This window comes from Paenibacillus gallinarum (assembly GCF_014836635.1).
GTDB lineage: Bacteria > Bacillota > Bacilli > Paenibacillales > Paenibacillaceae > Paenibacillus > Paenibacillus gallinarum.
This window is the reverse complement of sequence record NZ_JACSQL010000007.1, coordinates 89,152-113,459: the sequence shown is the minus strand read 5'-3', so window position 1 is coordinate 113,459 and position 24,308 is coordinate 89,152. Positions and strand designations below refer to the sequence as shown.

Sequence of the window (24,308 nt, the reverse complement as noted above, 5' to 3'; positions counted from 1 at the left end):
TGAAATTGATTGCACTATAAATAATAGAAAAGAGGATTCATATGACAACAGTTAGCACAAAACAATTTTGGTTTGTTGTTGGTTCACAGCATCTATACGGAGAAGAAGCATTAGCAGAAGTGAAAGCCCACGCTCAAGAAATGACGGATGCATTAAATAATAGCGGTGTTCTTCCTTACCCGCTCGTATTGCAAGATCTAGCAGTAAGTGCAGATAAGATTACAGACATTATGAAAGAAGTTAACTATCGTGATGAAGTTGCCGGTGTAATTACTTGGATGCATACCTTTTCACCAGCAAAAATGTGGATTCGCGGAACAAAACTGTTGCAAAAACCTTTACTTCATTTAGCAACTCAATATAACGAAAGTATTCCTTGGGCAACCATTGATATGGATTTCATGAACCTCAACCAAGCTGCTCATGGAGACAGAGAGTACGGATTTATTAATGCTCGCCTGAACAAACAAAACAAAATTGTTGTAGGTTACTGGGAACGTCCTGAAGTGCAAAAACAAATTGCAGAATGGATGGACGTAGCGGTTGCATACAATGAAAGCTTCCATATCAAAGTTGCTCGTTTTGGCGACAACATGCGTAATGTAGGGGTTACTGAAGGAGATAAGGTCGAAGCGCAGATTCAATTTGGCTGGACGGTTGATTACTTTGGTATCGGTGATCTTGTTCAGGTTATCAATGAAGTTACAGAAGAAGAAATTAATGATCTGTTTGCTGAATATGCAGAATTGTATGATTTTGAATACGGTAATTACAGTAAAGAAGCTTGGGAAGCAAGTGTAAAAGTACAAATCAGCTATGAAATCGCGATCAAACGCTTCTTGGATCAAGGCGGCTACAATGCTTTCACAACAAACTTTGAAGATCTGCATGGAATGAAACAGCTTCCTGGACTTGCCGTCCAACGTTTGATGGCTCAAGGATATGGTTTTGCGGGAGAAGGCGACTGGAAGACAGCAGCACTGGATCGTTTGCTCAAAGTAATGAGCCACAATAAGTCTACAGGCTTTATGGAAGATTACACTTATGAACTCACAGCTGGACAAGAGTCCATTCTTCAATCTCACATGCTTGAAGTGGATCCAACACTCGCTTGCAACAAACCTAAAGTTGTCGTTTCACCGCTCGGTATTGGCGATAAAGAAGATCCAGCTCGTTTGGTATTCGACGGAAAACAAGGAGACGGTGTCGTTGTATCCATGGCTGACTTCGGTACACACTACAAGCTTTTGATCAACGAAGTTACTGCTTTTGAACCAACAACTCCGGCTCCAAAACTTCCAGTAGCTCGTGTACTTTGGAACGTGAAACCAAACTTCCAAGATGGGGTTAAAGCTTGGATCGAAAATGGCGGCGGCCACCATACCGTTGTATCTCTTAACTTAACTACAGATCAAATTGTAACTTACGCTAAACTCGTAAACCTGGATTATGTAGTAATTAAGTAATTATTCATCTTCTTCTAAATGATAAGAATCATATCATTAGAGCCGTCCTTTAAAGGGCGGCTTTTTTCTGTTTGAGTTGATTTACCAGTGAAAAGTAAAGTAAAACCTTTAATTTGCACAATAGTTTTGTATGCGCTTTCAACTTATAATCTTTCCGTAAAGGAGGTGGTTAAGCGTTCAAGAATGATGACACAGGCAGAGATAGGTATGTTGCTACTCGAAACAAAAAAACAACCAAGATACTGCTGCATGTTGTAAAGCAAAAATGAATCAAAAATAGGCCAGGAGGTAGTTTATGTTTAAAATGAAAAAGAAAGTTGGAGCGGTAATCCTTGCAGTGTCCATGAGTTTAGGAATATTTGCAGCAACCTCGAGTGCAGCAACCGATTATTGGCAAAATTGGACAGATGGCGGCGGAACCGTGAATGCGGTCAATGGCTCTGGAGGGAATTACAGCGTCAACTGGAGTAATACTGGCAATTTTGTTGTCGGCAAAGGCTGGACCACCGGATCACCGACCCGAACCGTAAATTATAATGCGGGTGTCTTTGCTCCTTCGGGTAACGGATACTTAACCCTCTATGGATGGACTAGGAACTCATTAATTGAGTACTATGTCGTTGATAGCTGGGGTACTTATAGACCGACGGGAACCTATAAAGGCAGCATGACTAGCGATGGAGGTACTTACGATATTTACACGACAACAAGGTACAATGCACCTTCCATAGACGGAACACAAACATTTACTCAGTACTGGAGTGTCCGTCAATCCAAAAGACCAACCGGAGTTAACGCGTCAATTACGTTTGGCAACCATGTTAACGCATGGAAGAATGTGGGGATGAATTTAGGAAGCAGTTGGTCATATCAGGTATTAGCAACAGAGGGTTACCAAAGCAGCGGCAGTTCGAATGTAACCGTATGGTAACACTTTAACCGAAAGTATATCATTACAGTTTATATAACGAAAAAAGAGGAAGTCTTTCGGCTTTGCAGGAGGAAAGTTATAGGTCCATGCGGCCTATAACTTTTTTTCTATACGGAAAAAAGGAGATAAGCGAATGAAAAAGCGATCGATTTTCTTTTTATCATTATTATTCGTTCTAATTAGTGCTTGTTCGCAACAAAAGTCAGTGAAAAATGATAACTTTGTACTCGTGGAAGGCGGGTCATTTCTAAATAAAAACTCCAATTATTATGGCGAGGAAGTAACCATCCCAAACTTCTATATGAGTAAATATGAAGTGACTCAAAAAGAGTGGGTGGAAGTAATGGAAAGCAATCCTTCTAATTTTAGAGGGGAACAATTACCAGTAGAAATGGTTAGCTGGTATGACGCGATAGAGTATTGTAACGCAAGAAGTGAAAAAGAGGATTTGAAACCATTTTATAATATAGATAAGAGCAAAAAAGATCCGAACAATAGGAATGAGAATGATCCCATAAAATGGACCGTTACGGTGAATGAGGGAGCTAACGGTTACAGACTGCCGACAGAAGCGGAATGGGAATACGCCGCAAGCGGGGGCAAAATGAGCAAGGGCTACACATATAGCGGCAGTGATCAAGCAGATGAAGTAGCTTGGTACTGGAGAAACGCTGGAGATAAATACTTATCAGGTGATTGGAACTGGCCTGCGATCGAAAATAACGGAACTAAGGCAAAAGAAGTAGGGCTTAAGGAGCCTAACGAGTTAGAAATTTATGATATGTCAGGTAATGTAAGAGAATGGTGTTGGGACTGGTATGAGGACCAGGAAAATAGCAACTCTTTCCGTATCGTGAAAGGCGGCGGTTGGATAGGTGATATTAACAGCAATGAGATATCTTTTCAAGGGAAATTTGATCCGAATGGATTTGGAGCTGATCAGGGTTTTCGTGTAGTTCGGGACGAGTAACGAGACTGGTACACAAAGTCTAGGTAATCACAACTAACCTGGAACATTAAGGATGGACAATCAAAACACTTCTTTTAACAGAAATTAAACAATATTTATCTTTTGGGACTGATAAGAGTATTCAAAATGTCGGTATTAATTCACTGTACAAATGCTTCCCTCCTACGTAAATTAATGAGTAAGTAAAAGTCATCATAGAGAGGGATGAATATGTCAAAGATTAAACGGGGAGAAATTTGGTCAGGACTTTCGCACACACGTGATTATATAGTAACTCAGTTAATTGTGACACGTGAGGAAACGGAAGATGAGGAAGGACCGGAGATCGTAACAGTTCAATTTTTGCGTGGGAAATCTAATCATATTCTCGAAGTAGAAGTGGATGGTCAAGCAATAGGAGCGGATCGTGCAGTCGTTATGTTAAATACAATGAATACAATACCAATATCTAATCTAAAGGAAAAGATGGGATGTTTGTCTCCTGAGGACTTGAAGAAAGTTTTATCAACCATCGTCAATGTTATGTTTGGTTTCAGTCGTGAGCTTAAGAAATAGTATGCTGAAAAGTCGCTGTTGGCGGCTTTTTCTTCTTGACGAATAGGTTCATACTTAGCAAAATGATAAAAGGCTGCCGGTACACGGCAGCCTTTTAAGCGAGTTTGATGAAGTCACCTGGATTTTTAATAATAAAGAGAGAAAAAGAGGGACCCATTAATGGACACCACGAAAACCCAAGTTCTGGTGGTTGATGACCACGCACAGGCAAGGAACGCAATATGTGAGATGTTAGGATCAGTGGAGAGATTTGAAGTCATTGGTACAGCCACCAGCGGTTTACAAGCTATTGAATTTGTGGAACGAAAGCTTCCAGATCTTATTCTTATGGACATTGAAATGCCCGAAATGAATGGGTTTGAAGCCACAAGACATATTAAAGCACGTTATCCCTTTATTAAGATCGTCTTGGTTACGGTATCTGATGATATGCTGAATCTGCTTGAAGCACTTAAATACGGGGCTCAAGGTTATCTGCTTAAGAACCTCAATCAATCCACTTCGCTCGAATATTTAGACTGCGTAATGAATGAAGCAGCACCTCTAAGTAGAGAACTAGCATACGAAATTTTGAAAGAAGTGCATATTACAGAAAGAAAGGAAACGGTAACTCACCTTACCTCAAGAGAGCGGGATATTTTATATGAAGTGGCTAGAGGTTTGACGAATAAAGAGATTGCTTTAAGATATGAAATTTCGGAATATACGGTAAAAAATCATCTTAAGAATATACTGCAAAAGCTTCAAGTTCAAAACAGAGTCCAACTGACCCGGTATGCTGTGGAGCAAGGACTTATCTAAGGCACTGCTATGATTTTTGATTTATTTTAGTTAAGCGGCATTTTAATTTGGTCATGTTTTATAAAAAGATATGATGAAGGTCACTGCCTGTCAAAGTAAGTTATTAATTTCACAAAGTTGTCATTTCATTGTCAGCTATTTGTCAATTCTTATCCCCCTATCGAGCCATGTGTGATTCTTCACTCCTAGGTATAATGTTGTAGTTATTTACACTAGAAGGGAGTAGTACATCATGGATGTGCTTGATTTAGCAAGGATTCAGTTTGCTACAACTACAATTCTGCACTTTGTATTTGTGCCGATATCCATTGGATTATCTTTGATGATAGCCATTATGGAAACTATGTATGTTGTGCGCAAAAAAGAAATGTACAAAAAAATGGCTAAATTCTGGGGACATTTTCTTCTGATCAACTTCGCACTTGGAGTTGTAACCGGTATTTTGCAAGAATTTCAATTTGGAATGAACTGGTCGGAATTTTCGCGATTTGTTGGCGATGTATTTGGTACACCGCTTGCGATTGAAGCTTTGCTTGCTTTTTTTCTGGAATCCACATTTATCGGACTCTGGGTATTTGGATGGAATAAACTTCCTAAGAAACTACACTTGATGTGTATATGGCTCGTAGCTATCGGGACAATGCTCTCTGGATTCTGGATCTTGACGGCGAATTCTTTCATGCAGCATCCCGTTGGATATGAAGTAATCGACGGAAGAGCACAAATGACAGATTTCTGGGCAGTAATTACGAACGGACAAGTATTGTGGGAGTTCCCTCATACTATTTTTGCTGCGTTTGCAACTAGTGGATTTTTGGTTGCAGGTATTAGTGCTTGGAAACTTCTTCGCAAAAAAGACGTGGAGTTTTTTAAATCTTCATTTATTACAGCAGTTATCATCGCTGGGATTTCCTCGATGTGTGTAGCGATGTTCGGTCATGGACAAGCTCAATATCTTGTTGAAACACAGCCTATGAAAATGGCAGCAAGTGAAGCACTTTGGGAAACGAGTGATGATCCTGCTCCTTGGACTGTATTTGCTCTGATCGATACAGAAAATCAAGAAAATAAATTTGAACTTAACATTCCTTATATGCTGAGCTTCTTGTCTTACAATAAATTTTCCGGCTCCGTACAAGGAATGAATGAACTGCAGGCACAATATGAAGAAACTTATGGACCAGGTGATTACATACCGCCTGTTCGAACAACATTCTGGAGTTTCAGAATTATGGTTGCCAGCGGAACTGCAATGATTCTGCTTTCATTTTACGGTATTTATCTTGCGATGCGCAAACGTCTCGACCAAGCACGTCCTTGGTACCTGAAATTAATGCTTTGGTCGATTGCACTGCCGTTTATCGGTAACACTGCTGGATGGATTATGACAGAAATTGGTCGCCAACCTTGGACAGTCTTTGGTCTGTTAACAATTGAAGACTCTGTATCCACTTCTGTCACTAGTAATCAGGTTCTGTTCTCTGTCATTTCCTTTACGAGTCTGTACCTTATCTTACTAGGTGTTTTAGCATTCCTGTTCGTGCGTGAAGCTCGTAAGAGTCCTTATCAGGATGCCAATGCAATACCGACGATAGAGGATCCATATACACATCAAGGGAGAGATCGTCATGTCACTGAATGATTTATGGTTTTTACTGATTTCTGTTCTTTTTGTAGGTTTTTTCTTTCTCGAAGGATTTGATTTTGGTGTGGGCATGTCTCTTGGTTTCTTGCCTCGAAATGATACGGAAAAAAGAATGCTGATTGGTACGATTGGCCCATTCTGGGATGCAAATGAAGTATGGTTAATTACCGCTGTCGGAGCTATGTTTGCTGCATTTCCACATTGGTACTCTACTCTGCTCAGCGGTTATTATTTATTTTTTACATTCATTCTTCTTGGACTTATTTTGCGCGGAGTAGCTTTTGAATTTCGTCACAAGATGTCAAGTAATGGATGGAAAAAAACATGGGATATTAGTATCATGATCGGAAGCTTAGCAACACCATTCCTAATGGGTATGATTCTTGCCGGAATTGTTCAAGGTGTACCCATCGGTAGCGATATGAATATTGCAATCGAAGGAAGAAATCTGGTAAATCTCTTTACCGTATGGGCTGGTCTTGCAGTGGTTATGTTATGTCTGCTTCACGGACTTGTCTTCATTTCCCTGCGTACAGAAGGGGAACTCAGAGAACGTTCACGTAAATATGCACTAATTACGCTGCCGATCACAGCAGTATTTCTTGCTGTGTTGGCACTCCTTGCTTCTATCTCCACGGATTTGTATACAAAACGCGGCGGCTGGCTCATTGCAGCAATTATTCTAGGTGCTGTTATTTTTGTACTTGCTGCATTATTTTTACGAAAAAAACTAGAGAAACAAAGCTTTATCGCGACAAGCCTTCTTGTTGTGCTCACTTTTGCTACTTTGTTTATTGGACTGTTTCCACGTGTTATGGTTAGTTCTTTAGACAGTGCCTTCGATCTTACCATCTACAACGCGGTATCTGGTCCGTATACTTTGAAATCGATGACGATAGTGGCCGTTATTTTCCTTCCATTCGTACTCGGTTATCAGTGCTGGAGCTATTATGTATTTCGTAAAAGAGTATCTGAGAAGGAGCTTGCGGAGCACTAATGGATAAATCATGGTTCACTTTACGAGGGATTAAAATCCATCTGACTGTCCTCGGACTGATCTCTTTGCTCCTTGGTGCAGCTATTATAGGTCAAGCTCTGTTTCTTGCCCAAGGAATCAGCGTGTTATTTCAAGAACATCCACTAGAAATGGCTTATAAGCCATTCATTCTTTTTTTGGTTTGTCTCTTTGCTAGATACACGATCGTCTGGATTCAGCGTAAAGTAGCTGGGCGGTTTGCGGAGAAAGCAACAGAGAGAATGAGGGAACAGCTGATTGAGGGAATATTTGGACAACATGAGGTATGGCTCACTTCTGGCAGCAGTGCGGAGAAGATTACGCTAGTCATGGAAGGGGTAGACAAGGTTCGCACTTATCTGGAGCTCGCAATTCCTAGGTTCGTAGATATGATGGTTTTGACACTCGTACTCTGGGGATGGACCATGAAGCTTGATCTTATATCGGGTGGCATTCTAACGGTTACTTTACCTCTTCTTGTTACATTTTTTATCCTGCTTGGCCTTGCAGCAAAAACACAGGCTGAGCGACAATGGACATCTTACCGGGTGTTGTCCCATCACTATACCGATGCACTCCGTGGTCTGAAGACCTTAAAGTATTTAGGACGAAGTAAAGATCACGGGAAAACGATTCGCTTAGTCAGTGACAATTATCGAAAAGCGACGATGAAAACATTACGAGTTGCTTTTTTATCATCTTTTGCTCTTGATTTCTTTAGCATGTTATCTATTGCCATGGTTGCAGTAAGTTTAGGGATCAGACTTATTGACGGATCTATGGGTTTTACAGCAGCGCTCACCGTTCTCTTACTGACTCCTGAGGTGTTTTTACCTGTGAGAATGCTCGGTTCCGACTACCATGCTTCGCTTGATGGACGTGAAGCATGGCAAGCTATTAGAAATATGCTAAATACGCTAGATTCGAATAGAAAAGATATGAAAGAGAAATCAGAGCTTGAACCTAATCATAGGGAGAGAGTTCAGCCACTTGATTCAGATCCATTTCATTTGTCCTCCGGTTTTTCGATTTCGTTGTCAGATGTAGTTGTTACGGGTGAGAATGAGCATCCTGTAATAAATAGAATTTCAGCGAGTTTTTCAGCACAGACAGCTAAATTAGGCTTGATCGGAATGAGCGGTGCTGGAAAAACGACTTTGCTGCACTTACTGGCAGGATTAATCGAACCAGCAGAGGGATCGTTTCAGGTAAATGGAATCAAAATTGAAGGAGATGTACGGCTTCTGTGGCAGCAGCAAGTCGCTCTTATTCCGCAGCATCCTCATATTTTTAGCCAATCGGTTCTGGATAATTTGCGATTTTATTGTCCAGATGCTACTACCGAGCAAGCGGAAGAAATAATTGATGTGGTAGGCCTTCGTTCACTTATTGATGCACTGCCTTCAGGTATTCATGAACCAATTGGGGAAGGCGGCAGAAGTATTAGCGGGGGACAAGCACAGCGGATTGCTCTAGGGCGGGCTTTGCTCAGCAAGCGACCTATTCTTATTTTGGATGAACCGACCTCTCACCTTGATATTGAAACCGAGTGGGAACTAAAGCAAATGATACTAAAACTGCTTTCAGGCAAACATCTTCTACTTGCTACACATCGCCTTCATTGGATGAAAGAGATGGAATGTGTATGGCTTATGAACAGCGGTGAGCTTACAGATTGCGGAACATCTAATACTTGGCTGACCAAGACAAAATGGAGCGCTGGAGTGGATGAAGGGGAAGTGAGCATATAAAATGCGGAGATTCATACAAAAGAAAAGTAAAGAGCATCCATCGTGGGTTACTCCTTATGTTAAGGAATATGCGGGGTTGTTTTTGCTTATCATTATTCTGTCCTTATTATCCGCAGGCTGTGCCGCTGCCATGATGTATACAGCAGGCGCACTTATATCAAAAGCTGCACTGCGTCCGGAAAATATACTTATGATCTATGTACCCATTGTACTTGTCCGAACCTTTGGATTTGGTAAAGGGGTTATCCAGTACGCAGAACGGTTGCTGAGCCATAGTACCATTTTAAAGGTGCTTGGGCGAATGCGTGTAAGAATGTATCAAACAATTGAACCCCATGTGCTGACGGTTCGGCGCAGTATTAGTACGGGCAGAGTGTTAGGGCTGTTAGCAGAGGATATCGAGCGGCTTCAAAATTTATATTTGAGAGCACTTCTTCCTTTGTGTTCTTCCATTTTGATCTTTGGCGTTGGCATTGTTGCGCTTGGAATGTATGATGTGAAGTTCGCTTTATTATTAGGATGTTTTGTAGGTTTTCTGGCATTTATCATTCCATGTATTGCACTTTTCAGTACAATGAAACGAAGACAGGAATGGAAGGATCGGCGCAGCCGTTCTTATCAGGAACTTACCGATGCCGTATTAGGATTGACTGATTGGGTTATGAGCGGGCAGTCCCGCTTATTTATAGAGAAGTTCAAGAGAACACAGCAAGCATCTGCGCGTATCAATCATTATTTAAGAAGATATGACTGGCGACTAAACTGGTTTGTTTATAGCCTATCTGGTCTAGTTATCATTTGTATGACTTTATGGGCAGGTACATTTGCTGAAGCAGGAAAGCTTGACGTTGTATGGATTGCTGCGTTTGGCTTAATTGCCTTTCCGTTAATGGATACCCTGCTTCGGACGAGTAATGCCATTATGGAACTTCCGGAATATCGCAGGTCTATCGAGCGAATCAAGCAGATGGAACAAGACGCAAACATGGTTGCTCAGGAAATGAAATATCAAGTCACAGCAGATGAAATAAAACCTTTTGATAACATGGCGTCTGTTATGCTTGAATTGCAGGAGGTTGGCTTTCGATATCCAGATACAAAAGAATGGGCGGTTCGTCAGGTGAACTTACAAATACCTCAAGGAAAAAAGGTCGCAATTCTAGGTAGAAGCGGTTCAGGCAAGTCAACACTTCTTCAGCTGATCCAGGGTTCGATTTTATCATCTGAAGGCAGCGTACTTATAAATGGTGTTACTGCTCAGGCAAACCAGAATAGGTTATTCTCATTTTTGAACCAGTCTCCTTATCTATTTGATACTTCTGTTGCCAATAATATACGATTGGCATGTCCAGACGCTGATGATAAGCAAATACATCAAGTGATTCAGATGGTAGGACTTGATCGTCTTATCGATAGTCTTCCACAAGGGATTCATACATCAATGCAGGAGGCAGGGAGCCGTTTCTCAGGTGGAGAAAGGCAGCGTATTGCTCTGGCACGTGTATTGCTCCAAGATCGTCCAATTGTGTTATTAGATGAACCTACCGTTGGATTAGATCCGATCACAGAGAAAAAATTGATTGATACCATACTCGACTTGCTGAAAGATCGTTCACTTGTATGGGTTACTCATCACCTAACAGGACTGGAGCAAATGGATGAGATTATTTTTATGGAGGATGGATTCGTAAAAATGAGAGGAAGCCATCAAACACTGATGGCAAATGAACGATATCGTAATCTATACGAATTGGATCATTTTTCTTATTTATTGTGATAAAAGCTTTGTACGATTATTAGATGTGGCATGATGATCATATAGATCTTACGATAAGAGAGGGCGAATGATAATTATCATTACGCTCTCTTTTTTATTGTGACACTAATCATAGAAATGGATGTTGACTGATCTCTTTTCCTCAGTAAGCAGACATGTTGATTCTACCCATCTAATATTATTGATAAAAGGTAATTATTCAAAAATATAGAATTAAATCAAAGTCGAAAATAGTATTCTAAGGTGGTGAACTTTACAAAAATTAGGGGGAGACAAAGTCAAGGCTAAGGTTCGAGAATTCAGGAAGGAAGTGTATTGTTTGAAAAAGTTCAAGATTTGGACACTGTCCACCATTTTACTTACCACTTTTTTTGTTCCGATCTCGAGTGTAGCGAACGCAAGTCCTGTAACGAGTTTAGCAGGGGGTGAGACTCCAATATCACTTGAAAATGAGTATAAGTTTAATTTTACTAATCAAGATATGCCTGGATACAAGGCCGTTGTGTATGATGAAGAACATGGTGCTCCTCTATATGACGCATCGGCGGGTTATGGCTTTATAGAGCAGACCAGTGCGATGCCAGCACGGGAAGTGCATACCGAACAGATTACCTCGGATGGTACAGGTTTTTTTATATCAGAACCTAGTTTTTATGAAGAACTTAAGTATGAAAAGGACAATTATAATCATTACGGTATGGCTTTTCGTATTCAGGCTCCTCCCGGCGCGTATCGTGTATATGTAAAAACTACATCTGTTGCGGCGGACACAACAGTATCTGTATCAGGTATGCAGACCAGCCGCTTGCTGAAAGGTGGTTATTGGGATGCAGCCAAACTGATCCCTATAAAAAATACTGCCGAGGCAAAAGATAAAGAGTGGACATATACGTATGTTAACGGACGAAATTTTCTGGATATCGAAATCGAACCGAATAAAATAAATACGCCGGTGGGTATTGAAGAAATTGTATTACAGCCTATCTCACCTCAAAAACATGAACCTGGGAATCGTCCTACTGTATTTCTTCTCGGCGATTCCACTGTTAAGTCCTATACCTTCGAAGAAGCCCCGATGAGCGGATGGGGCCAAGTCATTGATTCTATGTTTCATTTAAACAAAGTGAATATCATAAACTACTCTATGGGTGGCCGTTCTTTTAAAAATGCGTACACAGAAGGTCGATTGAATGATATTTTGCTTAGCGGAAATACCGGCGATTATGTGTTTATCCAGTTCGGACATAATGATGAGAGTACGGATGAGTTCAGACGTTATGGCAGAGGATCAACGGAAGCCATGTATCAATCGTATCTTGAAGAGGTTTACCTGCCCGCCATTCGTGCCCAGGGTATGATCCCTGTTCTCGTAACACCAATGTCCCGAATTAAAGGGGATGCGAGTCCTGGATATGTATACACGAACTCCTTCAAGACTCGGCAATTTCCTGATATTCTGAAACGAATTGCAGAAGATAAGGAGTTAACACTGATTGATCTTAATTCTGCAAGTGTAGCTTATTATAACGAGATCGGTGTAGAAGCGACAACAGCGATGTTCATGTCGATTGAAGCAGGAGAAACACCGGGTAAAACGAGTGACGGAAGCTATGCTAACGGACATCCATCGAAAAAGAATGACGGGACTCACTTCAAAGAAACGATGTCTAAACAATATGCAAGAATGATCGTTACAGAGCTTTTGAATAGGGAACAAGAAGGGGATGCGACTGCTGCTGTCCTTGTGTCTTATCTGCAAGGAGATGTAAGGCGCGCGGCTATATCAGGGGACTGGACTAAGATTTTTCCTGAGATAACGAATGACACAACGACAGGTAAAGGGGCATATTACCGCAATCAGATTGAAAAATTAATTCAACTCGGTGTGATGAGTAAAGACCGTCGTGGTAACTTTAATCCAGAATCGACGATAACAGTAAAAGAATTTGTTGAAAGCCTTTCCAAACTGATGGGAATAAAGAAAAAGGAATTCTCAGAATACAAAGATGGAGATTTGTCACGAGAAATGATGGCCTCCATGTTAGGTGATGCATATCATAGGAGCTTCCCGGTGAAGCCGAAATATATGACGGATTATAACGGAGCGAGCGTAATACCCGGAGATCCTAATTATGATCCAAATCTAGATCCTGCGCTCAGAGGAGCTATGTACTATCCTTTAGTATCGTGGGAGCAGCTGATAGATACTTCAGAAATTAACCCCGAGTGGATTTTAAAAGTGAAGGACGCTTATGAACTTGGGCTTATCCGATCGGAAAAAGGAATTGCTAGGGGCAAGATGATGAACGGAAATGAATTAGACCCGAAAGCTCACGTTACTCGAGAAAAGGCGGCGAAGGCACTTTATTTTATGTGGGTGCTTTCGAATGAAGTGAATGTAGAAAATGATGTTGCCTCTCTGAAATAGATTATGTATTTATGTAGAATAAAATAGGAGATAAATCAAAGTTGACACACTTCTATATGTATGATTAAATGGTAAAAATTGAAAATCAAACAAAACAGTGATGGAAAGGTTTTTATAACCAAAGTAAGAAAGATGAACGAATGCTCCAGAGAGCCGGTGGTTGGTGTAAACCGGTGCTGACATCTTTCCGAATTACACTTCCGGAGTTGGAAAAGGGAACATGATTGAATCTTAAGTAACTTTTCCCGGCATCCTCATGCCGTTAATCAAATGAAGTGAAAGAAGTTAGGAATGCTTCTTTAATCAGGGTGGTACCGCGAGACAATCTTCTCGTCCCTTTATGGGATAGAAGGTTGTCTTTTTGTTTTCTAATTATAAGGAGGAGTTTTCATGGAAACAAACCAGGAGCTTTCTGAGGAACAACTGCGAGAGGTTGAACGGCAACTTAGTATCATCCGGCGAGGAGCCGCAGAGATCATCCCAGAGGATGCCCTGACTCATAAGATTGCAACATCAGTCCTGTCTGGAAAACCTCTTAAGGTGAAGCTCGGTCTCGATCCTTCATCACCAGATATCCATGTTGGACACACCGTAGTTCTGCAAAAGCTAAGACAATTCCAAGACTTGGGTCACGAAGTTCAGCTCATCATAGGCGATTTTACAGGTAGAATCGGAGACCCTACCGGGAAATCAGAGACAAGAAAACAATTGTCAGAATGTAAAACAAAACGCAGCTACCTATGAAAAGCAAGTCTATAAAATACTGGATCCAAAACGAACGAAATTTCATTTTAATTCCACATGGCTTGAGAAAATGAATTTTCAAGATGTAATGCAGTTAGCTGCGAACGTTACGGTTGCAAGAATGCTGGAGCGTGATGATTTTGCAAAAAGGTATAAGAATAGCCAGCCTATTCACATTCATGAATTTTTTTATCCATTAATGCAAGGATATGATTCGGTGGCGCTTGAAAGCGATATTGAGATTGGTGGAACCGATCAAACATTTAATGTTTTAATGGGTAGAACGTTGCAGGGGGTATTTGGTTGTAAAGATAGTCAAGTTGCTGTACTAATGCCACTCATGGAGGGACTTGATGGAGTCCAGAAAATGAGCAAAAGCCTCGGAAACTACATCGGCATTGATGAATCACCTAATGAAATGTTTGGCAAAACCATGTCCATCCCAGACGAGTTAATGATTAAATACATTGAACTTAGTACCCACATTTCGAATGATGAACTATTGAAACTGAAGCAAGGTCTACATAGTGGGGATATACACCCACGGGATGCTAAAATTCAGCTAGCGAAATATTATGTTCGAATGTTTCATAACGAGCAGGCGGCTGAACAAGCAGAGGAACACTTTATTACCGTATTTCAGAAGCGTTTGATTCCGGAAAATATAGAGGAGTGGCATGTGTGTAAAGAACTGCTTGAACAAGGGAAGATTTCAATCTGTAAGCTGCTTATCGAACTTGGATTTGTATCGTCAAATAGCGAGGCAAAGCGAAGTGTGGTTCAAGGGGCGGTTAAAATAAACGGAATCAAGATTCTAGATCCTTTTGAGCAGGTCAAAATTAACAATGGAGACATTATTCAGTCAGGAAAAAGAAAGTTTGCTAAATTAGTCGTAACTGAACACATCGATATAAATAAAATGTAGTACCAGATTCCGATTGCTATGAAATCATTATATTATGGAGGGTTAGCATGTCAGATGAAATGAATAAGGAAATACTAGAAGAACTGAAAAGAATAAACGAAAAACTAGATAATCTAAATATCAGGAAAGGCCTGTCGACACCATTTGCAATTATGGCGATCGTATTTGGATTTTCATTTGTTGGACCGCTTATTTTGATACTTATAGGCGTTTTTTTCTAGAGTCATCACAAAACGACTCCAGTTAAGGGTGGCCTTCCATAGAATGTAAAAGTAGAGGAGTCACTTTTGTTGTAGTCAAGGAAGTTTATGCAGTATCCTTATTTGATTCTACCTTATTATGTAATTTATGGTTTATTTATGTGATACAATTTGTAGGTGAATATTATATGAAAAGGAGCTGTATTTTGTATGCCTAAAATTCTTAGCTGTTATCCGGAAGGTAAACTGAAAGCCCTCACGATGAGTTATGACGACGGTGTCCTATCTGACAGGAGACTGGCCTCCATCTTTAATGAGAATGGAATCAAGGGAACCTTTCATATTAACTCGGGGATGTTTGGCGATACAAGGTATCGGGCCCGGCTGACGGAAGAAGAGTCCCTCGAAGTGTATCAAGGTCATGAAGTATCCGTACATACTGTTACCCATCCTTCGATTGCCCGCTGTCCTAAGGAGCAAGTCCTCTATGAAATCATGGACGATCGAAAAAATTTGGAGCGGCTATTTGGGTATCCGGTTAGAGGAATGTCTTATCCTAATGGTTCGTACAGCCAGGAGATCATTGAAATGTTACCTATTTTCGGAATCGAATATGCAAGGGTTGTACAGACAACGGGCGGATACCAACTTCCAGAAAACTTTTTGGAGTGGAAAGCGACCTGTCACCACAATCAGAATCTGATGCAACATGCCGAAACGTTTGTATCACTGCCTCCAAAGAATATTAACCTGATGTATGTATGGGGTCATAGTTACGAATTTGATGATAAAGACAATTGGGAAGTCATGGAACAGTTTTGCGAGTATATTGGTGGGCGAGACGATATATGGTACGCCACAAATATAGAGATCGTTGATTATGTGAAGGCATACAAGAATTTAAGGTTTTCAGCAGATCAACATTTGGTCTTTAACCCTTCTGCTCAGAGTGTATGGGTGCTGCTCGACGAACAGCCTGTTGAAATTCCTGGGGGACGAACTCTAACGTTGTTCTAATCTTACATAAAGAGGATGCATAATACGGTATCAAATAAAGGGTAGTTCTGATCAATGTATAGAGCTATCCTTTTAAAGTTGTGAAGGAGGGGAAACTCGTGAATAATACTCTGGCTGTAAAAGTAGAAAATTTAACGAAAACGTTTGGTGGTAACGATATTATTAAGAACTGTAACATGTCCGTACAAAAAGGAACAATTTATGGATTCTTAGGGGCCAATGGAGCAGGAAAAACAACAGTATTTAAAATGCTATCCGGTCTCCTAACACCTACTATGGGAGAAGCACTTGTTTTAGGGAAAGATACGGTACAGCAACGAAATGAAATTCTGCAAAACATAGGTACCTTGATTGATATCCCTATCTTCTATGAGCATCTATCTGCTACAAAAAATCTAGAAATCCATCTGGCATATATGGGTGCGGATACGACAGATATAAGTTCTTACTTATCAATGGTTGGACTAAAAAAGACAGGTACTCAGCCTGTTTCCAAGTTTTCTCTCGGCATGCGTCAACGATTAGCAATTGCGAGAGCTATCGCCCATAAACCTCAATTGTTGATTTTGGATGAACCGATTAATGGTCTTGATCCGATGGGGATTAGAGAAATGCGTGAACTATTCCTTGACCTAGTGAAGAGCGAGAATATGACCATACTTATCTCCAGTCATATCCTGACCGTGATTGAGCATATTGCCGATACCATCGGTGTTATTGTTGATGGAACCGTAGTTCGAGAGGTTTCCATGTCAGATATAAAAGCAAAATTTCCGAAAGGACTTGAGGATTATTTTATGGCGATCATGATGGGGAGAGATGTTGATGCTTAAGCTTATTAAGCTGGAATTAGAGAGAAACCATGTCCGTACATATGTAACGCCGAGTATCATTATTGCATTATCCATGTTAGGAATTCTGTATCTTTTTGCTTATTTACCCCAACTTGAACCTGATGATAAGGACATGCAATTGTTTATCGGTTATAACAACCTTATTCCTTTATTCGCAGTACTCAATATGGCTGCTTTTTGTGTCTTATCGGCTGTGATGTACTCCAAGTTTATTATCGATGATTATTCCGGAAAACGCCCTCTATTGCTGTTCTCATATCCAGTCAGCAGAAAAAAGATATTTCTTTCCAAATTAAGCGTTGTGAGTATATTCACGATTCTTTCATTAATCATTAGCGATGTGCTTATTTTCACCATATTTGGAGTTACAGAAAGATTTATACCCCTCGTAAACGAACCATTTACTGTGGCATTCATGCTTCTCGCTCTTAAAACAACAATTGTTATGGCTTTTATATCTGCAAGTATCGGTATTATTGCAGTTGCCATCGGATTTAATAAAAAATCAGTCCCAACTACGATTGTATCAGCCGTTCTTCTTGGATCATTGATGTGCAACATTCTAGTAAATGCGACATTAAACATTGGAACTTTATATTTAATTGCACTGATCGTGATCATTGTTGGAATTCTCTCTTCGATAAATCTGATGCAAAAAGTACATTCAATGGAAGTGGAGTAAGAAGTCCTATACCATACCTCCAAGATGCGAAACTTGCGCCGCCAGCAAAAACAATTTTTCGATCAACATCACTAATAATGGAAAAGGTCATAAGATAATATTGGAATAATCTGTAATAAGGGGGAGTGTTAAATGAGAAAAATAGCTGTATTTTGTGGATCAAGCGACGGAACAAGTATGGAGTATAAGGAGGCAGCTAAGAGATTAGGAGAAGAGTTAGCGAGACATAACATTGGTCTAGTGTATGGAGGAGCCAGTGTAGGGGTTATGGGAGCAGTAGCAGATGCAGTCTTAGAAAACGGGGGTCATGTTACTGGTATCATGCCTAGATTTCTAGAAGAAAGAGAGAAATCTCACAAAGGTTTAACAGAACTCATTGTAGTAGAATCCATGCATGATAGAAAAGCGAAAATGGCTGAACTAGCAGATGGATTTATCATGTTACCAGGCGGTCCAGGTACTCTAGAAGAGTTCTTTGAGATTTTTACATGGGCTCAATTAGGACTGCATCAAAAACCCTTTGGTTTTCTCAATGTGAATCGATATTATGATCCGCTGTTAACCCTATTTGATCATATGGTGAAAGAGGGTTTTCTACAGGAAAAATACCGAGGAATGGCGATATCTACAGAGGATATAGGTGAACTGCTTCAACTATTCCATACTTACGAACCTCCTGCAATCAAAACATATATTACAGAGCAACAGACATAAGTTAGACAGCCATGGATTTAGAATCGTTTAAGGGGGATATCTGTCATTGATTCCCTCTTAAACTTCATATTAGAGCATTCTCCAGATGGGGATTGAGGTTTTCACCTCATCCGTAACCCATCATAGGGAGGTGCTCTTTTTTTATTACTGATTGTATATTATTTGAAACATTCTCTTATTCTAGGTCGTTAACTTTTATAGAGAAGTTACTGGGCATGTATATATGCACTTATGTTATCCGAAGATCTGGTGGTTAATTATAGTTTTTTAGATTAATGGGCTAAAAGGCAACTAAAAGTTACAGGAAGGGGAATGGGTATGATGAGGCGTGGAACTTTTAAAACAGCAATATTGAGCGGACTGATAGCGGTGGTTACTTTGTTAATGCCCGCGAACCTCTATGCTTCAGATCTATCAGGTAACAATGAGAAGATATTGTCGGATGTCGTAGCAATCTCTGGAGGAGAGAGGGCAGTTTATGCGATCAAAAAAGATGGTACGGTCTGGGCATGGGGTGGTTTTCGAAATAGCGGGTTGCTCGGAAACGGATACACGGTTCCATCTACGTCTCCTGTTCAGATGAAGATCGACAACGCGAAAGATATTGCAAGCGGATCTAGACATACACTGATCTTGAAAAACGATGGCACAGTCTGGGCAACGGGATCAAATGAAGATGGACAGCTTGGTATTGGGATTACATCTTATGACAAAGCATTAGAACCTGTACAGATAAAAGAGTTAGTAAATGTGAAGGCGATTGCCGCTGAAAGTAATCAGAGCCTTGCGTTGCTAGAAGACGGTACAGTGTGGCAATGGGGAAAGACAGATCGAGTAAATCCCCCTTCCAATAAACCCGTTAAGGTTGAAGGACTTTCTTCTGGTTTGGAAATTTCGGTTGGTAATGGATCGGCGATGATGCTGGATAATCGAGGGAAAGTACATGTATGGGGGACGAGGCTATATGACACGAACTCAGACAAATTAAGAAATCCAACAGCAATAAACGGAGCACAGGAATATACGGCAATTGCTACATCTCGACAGAGGGGAGCAGCTATACAAACAGATGGAACCGTATGGACATGGAACAACTCAAAGCAGTTTCCTACTCCGGGGGAATTGCTAATTCCGGTAAAAGTCCAGAGGGCAGAAAATGCTCGTCAGATTGTCGGCGGTAGCAGTTCTTCTTTTATTAGCATCATTAAAAAAGACGGTACAGTATGGACATGGGACAGTTACTGGGATGGGCCTTCTTACAAAGCTTTACAAGTTAAGGGGATCAATGATGCAGTGGATCTGGCAAGCAGCCAGTTTAGTGGTCATTACGCACTTCTCAAAAACGGGACAGTTATGAAATGGACCATGGAACTTGGAGAGCCATCTGAACCGAAACCTGTTAATGCTCCTATAAATGTTGTCATGAAAGGAGAAACACTAAGTTTAGTCATTCCACCGATCATTATTAACAATGTTAGCTATGTACCGCTACGAGGAGTATTCGAACCGCTAGGCGCTACCATTGAATGGAATCAAGGTAACTTCAAGGGTGTGGTGAAAAAAGACGATATTACGATTGAAATTAATACTTCTTCCGAAGGAATGAAACTGAACGGTGAGACTTTAACGGGCGAGTTGAAACCAATAAGTGTGAATTACGTGACAATGGTTCCTCTTCGCTTCCTTTCTGAAACGTTAGGAGCCGAGGTCAAGTGGCAGTCAGATAAGAATACCATTTATATTAATCTACCAAAGTGAAGATCAGAAACAAGATGAGAATAAACTTCCTGCAAGGAGATGAAAAAAGATAATGTATCTGATCGCACAAAAAAATGTTGGAATTATTAATCAGCTCATTGATATTTATAGACAATCAGAAGTCTTGTTTTCACAAGAACAAAGTTCTAATGTTCAACAGAACATAAATATTACAAACAAAAAATCGATGCTAAAACAAGTTCTTTCGAATTGTGATCTTCAAGATTTGAAAACTATTTATGCGGTAGCTTCCATTGGATATCATGAAAGAGGGGAAAGACATCATTTTTATAATAACACGATAGAAATTATTGAGATCGAAATTAAAGAGAATGATGAAGAACTGCTAAATAAGCATAGTAGGTATATCGCGCTACTTACGTATGAAGAGTTAATGGATTTCTTTTTACACCGAGTAACCCTGGCTCCCGGATTAATTGAGGGAATGAAAATCCTAAAACTGACTTGAGGTGATTACTATTATGATTATTGCAATTATGATACATGAGGATCCATTTTACTATAATGTAATCGATGAGATTGGTACTAATTTAGAGGAGTTACAACAAGAGTTTGGAAGCTGGATGAGTACGATCGAAGGAAATCACCCATTTAGAATATATACAGAATTTGTGGAAAGTGATGGAGAGATATCATTTGCTGATTATGTAAATGTCTATGGTCCAGATGATTTTATCGGCTGGCTTAATGTTGACAAATATAATGATAAAGTTGCAGTTAGGCTCAAAAATACAGGTGATATCGTGCCAGAAGCAACAATACGTTTTTAATAGGTGTTGATTATTTTAATTCTTTAGAGGAGCTTAGACAACAATGAGTATACATAAAGTAGATAAACGAAAAGCACGGAGAATAAAACGCAGGGCTGCTGCAAAGGTACGAAATAGTAGTCTTGTTAACGAACAGAACGACAATGAAGTCGGGAGGATCTTTGGGGAAGATTTATTTTCTTTTCTAAATGAACATCGACACAAGCCGCGTTTCAAACTGTGTACGATTAGCACAGATCAAGGCGTAACTTGGACAGAGGAGAATATAAATGTAGCTATTACCGACCCGAATTTGTCCACTTTAAAAGTGGGAGATTGGGTTAAGGATAGAGAAGATGAAACCATATTTGTTGTTGTAGCTAATGAAGGCGAGAATAAAATACATGGTGCCTTTCAGGATGAGCCTGATTCCCCTCTGTATCTCCCTGAAGGTCATTTATACAGGAACGCAATAATTAGTAGCTTCTAAATACTAGGATGAAAAGAATAAGAAGTAAAGATAAATTGGGATTTAAGTTTACCCGATTGAGCCAATATATGAACTAACCAGAAATGCTAACTCAATAAACAAAATAAATGATTAAATAATGCAACAGTAGTCAAGTATCCGACTACTGTTTTTTTCATACGCTCTTATAATATTTTATTTACCATTTCCTTCGTTTAAATACTAAATATTGACATAAATTATGTCATCGTATATATTATTGACATAATTTATGTCAAGGAGGCTCCTTTGAAAAATTTAATTACTAAAACCGTCTTGGAATATTTAGTGATGATTAACGATCAATCCTATTCTGGCATTGGCCGCGAACTAAACATTACACCACAGCAATTCTCGGATTGGATCAAAAAAAGAAGACCCATTCCACAGGAAAGAGTCCGACTTCTCAGCAATTATTTTGGGGTGGAAGAAACCATACTTATAGATCATCAGTACTTCGTAAAGCCGCTTACACCTATCTCTAGAATCGAGCTGCACAAGTTGTTATTAGATCAGAAACTCACAAAACTTAAGGCGGAAGAAGTGAGCGAAGAAGACATCGGGCCTTTCTTGGAGAAAAAGAAGCAACTCGAACAAGAGTACAGGGATCAACTTCGCCTTACTAGAATGGCAACCATATTGGAAAAAGGTGATGAAAGAGCAGGAAATATATTAGATATGGTTATTGATGAATTAGAGTCAGGAAGAATGGATGAGTTGTCTAATAAACTTAGGAAGTAAGGTGAGCTTATGAGTACCGCTGTCTTTGTAAACCAATATGGAGTGAGATTGCTCGGTAAAAACCAGGATGTTCCTTATGATGGAGCTTACTTTTTCACAAATAAAAGAGGGGTTCACAAAACAGCTATGATTATGCCGCCAGATCGTCCGATGGAGTGGGTCTCTAAGTACGGCAGTGTGACGGTTTCACAAGTAAGTAAAGAATTTCCAAACGGTGGAATGAATGAAGCGGGTCTTGTGGTGGAACAGACAACACTCTGGGAATCAAGTTATCCTGAACCAAAAGATCTCCCTGTCATCGGTGAGTTGCAATGGATTCAATTGATGCTTGATACCTGTGCAACCGTTGAAGAAGCAAAGAATAAAGCGACATGTACTCAGATCGTAAATCCGCTGTCTCGTCTCCACTATATGATCTGTGATAGAACGGGAAAATGCGCAATATTCGAATTTTTAAATGGAAAGTTATCAATATATTCTGAAGAAAGTCTCCCTGTAAAAGTGATGGCTAATACTCCATATTTAGAAGCCTTTAGGATGTTTAAAGATCCTGAAGAAAAGTGGAGAAAGGAACGGAGCGATTATGAAATAAATTCTATGAAACGATTCACTCGTGCTGCAGAATTACTGGAAAATTCAAGAGCGGATGTCTCATTTGTTTATGACGTCCTTCAGTCTATTGAAAGAGAGGATACAGCTTTCAGCTTAGTTTACGACATAGATCATTTGAATATTTATTTTACATCCAATAGATTTCCTGACCGAAAAGAAATCCGTTTTCAACAGATTAACTTTGCAACCACGGAAATAATTATAAACATACAGCAGAATAATGAAACCAGTCATGTCATCTATAACACCGACTTAAACCGTACGATAGTAGAATCTTTTTTTCATGATCCCGTTTTGAGTGCAGCGTTTAAATGGGAAATCAACGAAGAAATGATTACATACATGGCGGGATATCCTGAGTCTTTTAAGTTGATATAATGTAACCCCATTTTACAATGTGTATCTCAAGAGGAATTCGTGCCGAGCGCGGATTTTTTTGTTGTAGAGGTACAAATTTTAAAACTTTAGAGTGATTTATTTGATACGTTGGTGTCCTAATCCGTTCTTGACCATCATTATGTAGCTTGTTTTCTAAATTCACTTGGTGTCATGAATAAAGCTTGTTTGAAGACTCTACAAAAGTACATGGAAGAATTAAAGCCACATGCGATTCCGATCTCCAAAATGGATGATTTCGTGTTTATAAGCAGGTTACATGCATGTTGAATTTTAATGTTATTGATATATTGAATTAAAGTAAGACCGGTCGTTTCTTTAAAGCGATGACATAAATAATATTTAGATATGTAAAACTGCTCTGCAATCTCCTCAATTTTCGTTATCTTGTTGTAGTTTTGATTGATATATGAAAGGATTTGCGCAAAGTTAGTGTCCTTGGATGTTTGATCAGTTTTTAGTGAACTTTTATGATCATTCAACAGAGTTAACAGATCAGCTAGATATACAAAAATGCGATTGTTCGTGTCATCGATGTTTTCTTTCTCTAATAACAACAATTGTTTTTTTACCTTGGGAAATACGTCTTTGTTCAGTGAGATGATGTCTTTATCGAAGCATCCTAATAAAGAATTTATGGATCTTTCCGTAAAATACAAATGTAAAAAACGCTCTGTAAAATAAAGACATGTTCTAGCACAAGCTTGATTTCTATAACTTCGATGAAAAGAATTGGGTTTAAATAGAGCAACATCATGCATGGTTACGTCATAAATGGAATCGTTAGTTAACATCTGATGATAACCTTCTTCTAGAAAATAGAGTTCATAAGCATTGTGGTAATGCTCATTAGACATCACGTGGCTCTTGTCATGAACTACATATTCAATTGAAAATAGCGGATGCGATTGAAACAAATCTGGACTCATCGCTCAGCCTCCGTTCTATATAGCAATATAATATAACAAATCCTTAATATGGCAAAATACTAAAAGATAATTGCTTGGTATTCAGGTATAGTTTAGCTACCAAGGGTGGAATAGGAGGA

General features: G+C 39.7%; 22 protein-coding genes, 1 pseudogene and 1 other annotated feature. Of the genes and pseudogenes, 22 read left to right on the top strand and 1 reads right to left on the bottom strand.

All coding sequences use genetic code 11. The annotated features are described in order from the left end of the window. Positions 1 to 41 precede the first annotated feature (41 nt). The 22 genes and pseudogenes from araA (at position 42) to H9647_RS15500 (ending at position 23,242) form a co-directional block, all read left to right on the top strand. Positions 42 to 1,466, top strand: a complete 1,425-nt coding sequence (araA, locus tag H9647_RS15605) for an L-arabinose isomerase (protein ID WP_191801582.1) — start codon at positions 42 to 44, stop codon at positions 1,464 to 1,466. A gap of 295 nt (positions 1,467 to 1,761) precedes the next feature. Next, on the top strand, positions 1,762 to 2,397 hold the full coding sequence (locus H9647_RS15600) for a glycoside hydrolase family 11 protein (protein WP_191801580.1): 636 nt from the start codon (positions 1,762 to 1,764) through the stop codon (positions 2,395 to 2,397). Between the two features lie 133 nt (positions 2,398 to 2,530). Beyond that, positions 2,531 to 3,367 (top strand): formylglycine-generating enzyme family protein, encoded by an 837-nt coding sequence (locus tag H9647_RS15595; RefSeq protein ID WP_191801578.1) that lies wholly within the window; start codon positions 2,531 to 2,533, stop codon positions 3,365 to 3,367. A gap of 210 nt (positions 3,368 to 3,577) precedes the next feature. Beyond that, positions 3,578 to 3,922 carry a type II toxin-antitoxin system PemK/MazF family toxin gene (locus H9647_RS15590; protein ID WP_191801564.1) on the top strand — a complete coding sequence of 115 codons (345 nt, stop codon included), beginning with the start codon at positions 3,578 to 3,580 and terminating at the stop codon, positions 3,920 to 3,922. A gap of 159 nt (positions 3,923 to 4,081) precedes the next feature. Further along, a complete protein-coding gene (locus H9647_RS15585; RefSeq protein WP_191801562.1) occupies positions 4,082 to 4,723 on the top strand; it encodes a response regulator in 642 nt (213 codons plus the stop codon). Between the two features lie 232 nt (positions 4,724 to 4,955). Continuing rightward, positions 4,956 to 6,365, top strand: a complete 1,410-nt coding sequence (locus H9647_RS15580; protein ID WP_191801560.1) for a cytochrome ubiquinol oxidase subunit I — start codon at positions 4,956 to 4,958, stop codon at positions 6,363 to 6,365. Beyond that, positions 6,352 to 7,365: a cytochrome d ubiquinol oxidase subunit II gene (gene cydB / locus H9647_RS15575; protein WP_191801558.1), complete on the top strand. Its 1,014-nt coding sequence runs from the start codon at positions 6,352 to 6,354 to the stop codon at positions 7,363 to 7,365. The genes H9647_RS15580 and cydB overlap by 14 nt, the downstream gene beginning before the upstream one ends. Next, positions 7,365 to 9,134, top strand: a complete 1,770-nt coding sequence (cydD, locus tag H9647_RS15570) for a thiol reductant ABC exporter subunit CydD (protein ID WP_191801556.1) — start codon at positions 7,365 to 7,367, stop codon at positions 9,132 to 9,134. Before cydB ends, cydD begins: the two co-directional genes overlap by 1 nt. A 1-nt stretch (position 9,135) precedes the next feature. After that, entirely contained in the window at positions 9,136 to 10,911 is a 1,776-nt protein-coding gene (gene cydC, locus H9647_RS15565; protein ID WP_191801554.1) for a thiol reductant ABC exporter subunit CydC, read from the top strand. Between the two features lie 310 nt (positions 10,912 to 11,221). Next, positions 11,222 to 13,339 (top strand): GDSL-type esterase/lipase family protein, encoded by a 2,118-nt coding sequence (locus H9647_RS15560; RefSeq protein WP_404822633.1) that lies wholly within the window; start codon positions 11,222 to 11,224, stop codon positions 13,337 to 13,339. A 102-nt stretch (positions 13,340 to 13,441) separates the two neighbouring features. Beyond that, positions 13,442 to 13,680, top strand: a binding site (T-box leader). A 49-nt stretch (positions 13,681 to 13,729) separates the two neighbouring features. Further along, positions 13,730 to 15,008 (top strand): annotated as a pseudogene (gene tyrS / locus H9647_RS15555) (tyrosine--tRNA ligase). Between the two features lie 47 nt (positions 15,009 to 15,055). After that, positions 15,056 to 15,229, top strand: a complete 174-nt coding sequence (locus tag H9647_RS15550) for a hypothetical protein (protein WP_191801550.1) — start codon at positions 15,056 to 15,058, stop codon at positions 15,227 to 15,229. Between the two features lie 189 nt (positions 15,230 to 15,418). Further along, positions 15,419 to 16,225, top strand: a complete 807-nt coding sequence (locus H9647_RS15545; protein ID WP_191801548.1) for a polysaccharide deacetylase family protein — start codon at positions 15,419 to 15,421, stop codon at positions 16,223 to 16,225. 98 nt (positions 16,226 to 16,323) lie between these two features. Further along, positions 16,324 to 17,058 carry an ABC transporter ATP-binding protein gene (locus H9647_RS15540; protein WP_191801546.1) on the top strand — a complete coding sequence of 245 codons (735 nt, stop codon included), beginning with the start codon at positions 16,324 to 16,326 and terminating at the stop codon, positions 17,056 to 17,058. After that, positions 17,051 to 17,761 (top strand): ABC transporter permease, encoded by a 711-nt coding sequence (locus tag H9647_RS15535; RefSeq protein WP_191801544.1) that lies wholly within the window; start codon positions 17,051 to 17,053, stop codon positions 17,759 to 17,761. The genes H9647_RS15540 and H9647_RS15535 overlap by 8 nt, the downstream gene beginning before the upstream one ends. A gap of 132 nt (positions 17,762 to 17,893) precedes the next feature. Then, complete coding sequence (locus tag H9647_RS15530; RefSeq protein ID WP_191801541.1) at positions 17,894 to 18,475, top strand: LOG family protein; 582 nt, start codon at positions 17,894 to 17,896, stop codon at positions 18,473 to 18,475. A gap of 351 nt (positions 18,476 to 18,826) precedes the next feature. Next, entirely contained in the window at positions 18,827 to 20,233 is a 1,407-nt protein-coding gene (locus H9647_RS15525; RefSeq protein ID WP_191801539.1) for a stalk domain-containing protein, read from the top strand. Between the two features lie 52 nt (positions 20,234 to 20,285). Further along, the gene (locus H9647_RS15520; RefSeq protein WP_191801537.1) at positions 20,286 to 20,702 is read left to right on the top strand and encodes a hypothetical protein; all 417 of its coding nucleotides are present in this window, start codon (positions 20,286 to 20,288) and stop codon (positions 20,700 to 20,702) included. Positions 20,703 to 20,715: 13 nt separating this feature from the next. Beyond that, the gene (locus tag H9647_RS15515; RefSeq protein WP_191801535.1) at positions 20,716 to 21,024 is read left to right on the top strand and encodes a hypothetical protein; all 309 of its coding nucleotides are present in this window, start codon (positions 20,716 to 20,718) and stop codon (positions 21,022 to 21,024) included. Positions 21,025 to 21,067: 43 nt separating this feature from the next. Beyond that, positions 21,068 to 21,493 (top strand): hypothetical protein, encoded by a 426-nt coding sequence (locus H9647_RS15510; RefSeq protein ID WP_191801533.1) that lies wholly within the window; start codon positions 21,068 to 21,070, stop codon positions 21,491 to 21,493. A 267-nt stretch (positions 21,494 to 21,760) separates the two neighbouring features. Next, on the top strand, positions 21,761 to 22,252 hold the full coding sequence (locus H9647_RS15505) for a helix-turn-helix domain-containing protein (RefSeq protein WP_225229325.1): 492 nt from the start codon (positions 21,761 to 21,763) through the stop codon (positions 22,250 to 22,252). Positions 22,253 to 22,261: 9 nt separating this feature from the next. Next, a complete protein-coding gene (locus H9647_RS15500) occupies positions 22,262 to 23,242 on the top strand; it encodes a linear amide C-N hydrolase (protein WP_191801531.1) in 981 nt (326 codons plus the stop codon). A 137-nt stretch (positions 23,243 to 23,379) separates the two neighbouring features. Here the strand turns inward: H9647_RS15500 and H9647_RS15495 are convergent, their stop codons facing one another. Continuing rightward, on the bottom strand, positions 23,380 to 24,189 hold the full coding sequence (locus tag H9647_RS15495; protein ID WP_191801529.1) for an AraC family transcriptional regulator: 810 nt from the start codon (positions 24,187 to 24,189) through the stop codon (positions 23,380 to 23,382). Positions 24,190 to 24,308: the final 119 nt, after the last annotated feature.

Bases quoted from the DNA above. Each gene is read 5' to 3' on its own strand.
- araA (WP_191801582.1), top strand. From the start codon at position 42: ATGACAACAGTTAGCACAAAACAATTTTGGTTTGTTGTTGGTTCACAG.
- H9647_RS15600 (WP_191801580.1), top strand. From the start codon at position 1,762: ATGTTTAAAATGAAAAAGAAAGTTGGAGCGGTAATCCTTGCAGTGTCC.
- H9647_RS15595 (WP_191801578.1), top strand. From the start codon at position 2,531: ATGAAAAAGCGATCGATTTTCTTTTTATCATTATTATTCGTTCTAATT.
- H9647_RS15590 (WP_191801564.1), top strand. From the start codon at position 3,578: ATGTCAAAGATTAAACGGGGAGAAATTTGGTCAGGACTTTCGCACACA.
- H9647_RS15585 (WP_191801562.1), top strand. From the start codon at position 4,082: ATGGACACCACGAAAACCCAAGTTCTGGTGGTTGATGACCACGCACAG.
- H9647_RS15580 (WP_191801560.1), top strand. From the start codon at position 4,956: ATGGATGTGCTTGATTTAGCAAGGATTCAGTTTGCTACAACTACAATT.
- cydB (WP_191801558.1), top strand. From the start codon at position 6,352: ATGTCACTGAATGATTTATGGTTTTTACTGATTTCTGTTCTTTTTGTA.
- cydD (WP_191801556.1), top strand. From the start codon at position 7,365: ATGGATAAATCATGGTTCACTTTACGAGGGATTAAAATCCATCTGACT.
- cydC (WP_191801554.1), top strand. From the start codon at position 9,136: ATGCGGAGATTCATACAAAAGAAAAGTAAAGAGCATCCATCGTGGGTT.
- H9647_RS15550 (WP_191801550.1), top strand. From the start codon at position 15,056: ATGTCAGATGAAATGAATAAGGAAATACTAGAAGAACTGAAAAGAATA.
- H9647_RS15545 (WP_191801548.1), top strand. From the start codon at position 15,419: ATGCCTAAAATTCTTAGCTGTTATCCGGAAGGTAAACTGAAAGCCCTC.
- H9647_RS15535 (WP_191801544.1), top strand. From the start codon at position 17,051: ATGCTTAAGCTTATTAAGCTGGAATTAGAGAGAAACCATGTCCGTACA.
- H9647_RS15530 (WP_191801541.1), top strand. From the start codon at position 17,894: ATGAGAAAAATAGCTGTATTTTGTGGATCAAGCGACGGAACAAGTATG.
- H9647_RS15520 (WP_191801537.1), top strand. From the start codon at position 20,286: ATGTATCTGATCGCACAAAAAAATGTTGGAATTATTAATCAGCTCATT.
- H9647_RS15515 (WP_191801535.1), top strand. From the start codon at position 20,716: ATGATTATTGCAATTATGATACATGAGGATCCATTTTACTATAATGTA.
- H9647_RS15510 (WP_191801533.1), top strand. From the start codon at position 21,068: ATGAGTATACATAAAGTAGATAAACGAAAAGCACGGAGAATAAAACGC.
- H9647_RS15500 (WP_191801531.1), top strand. From the start codon at position 22,262: ATGAGTACCGCTGTCTTTGTAAACCAATATGGAGTGAGATTGCTCGGT.
- H9647_RS15495 (WP_191801529.1), bottom strand. From the start codon at position 24,189: ATGAGTCCAGATTTGTTTCAATCGCATCCGCTATTTTCAATTGAATAT.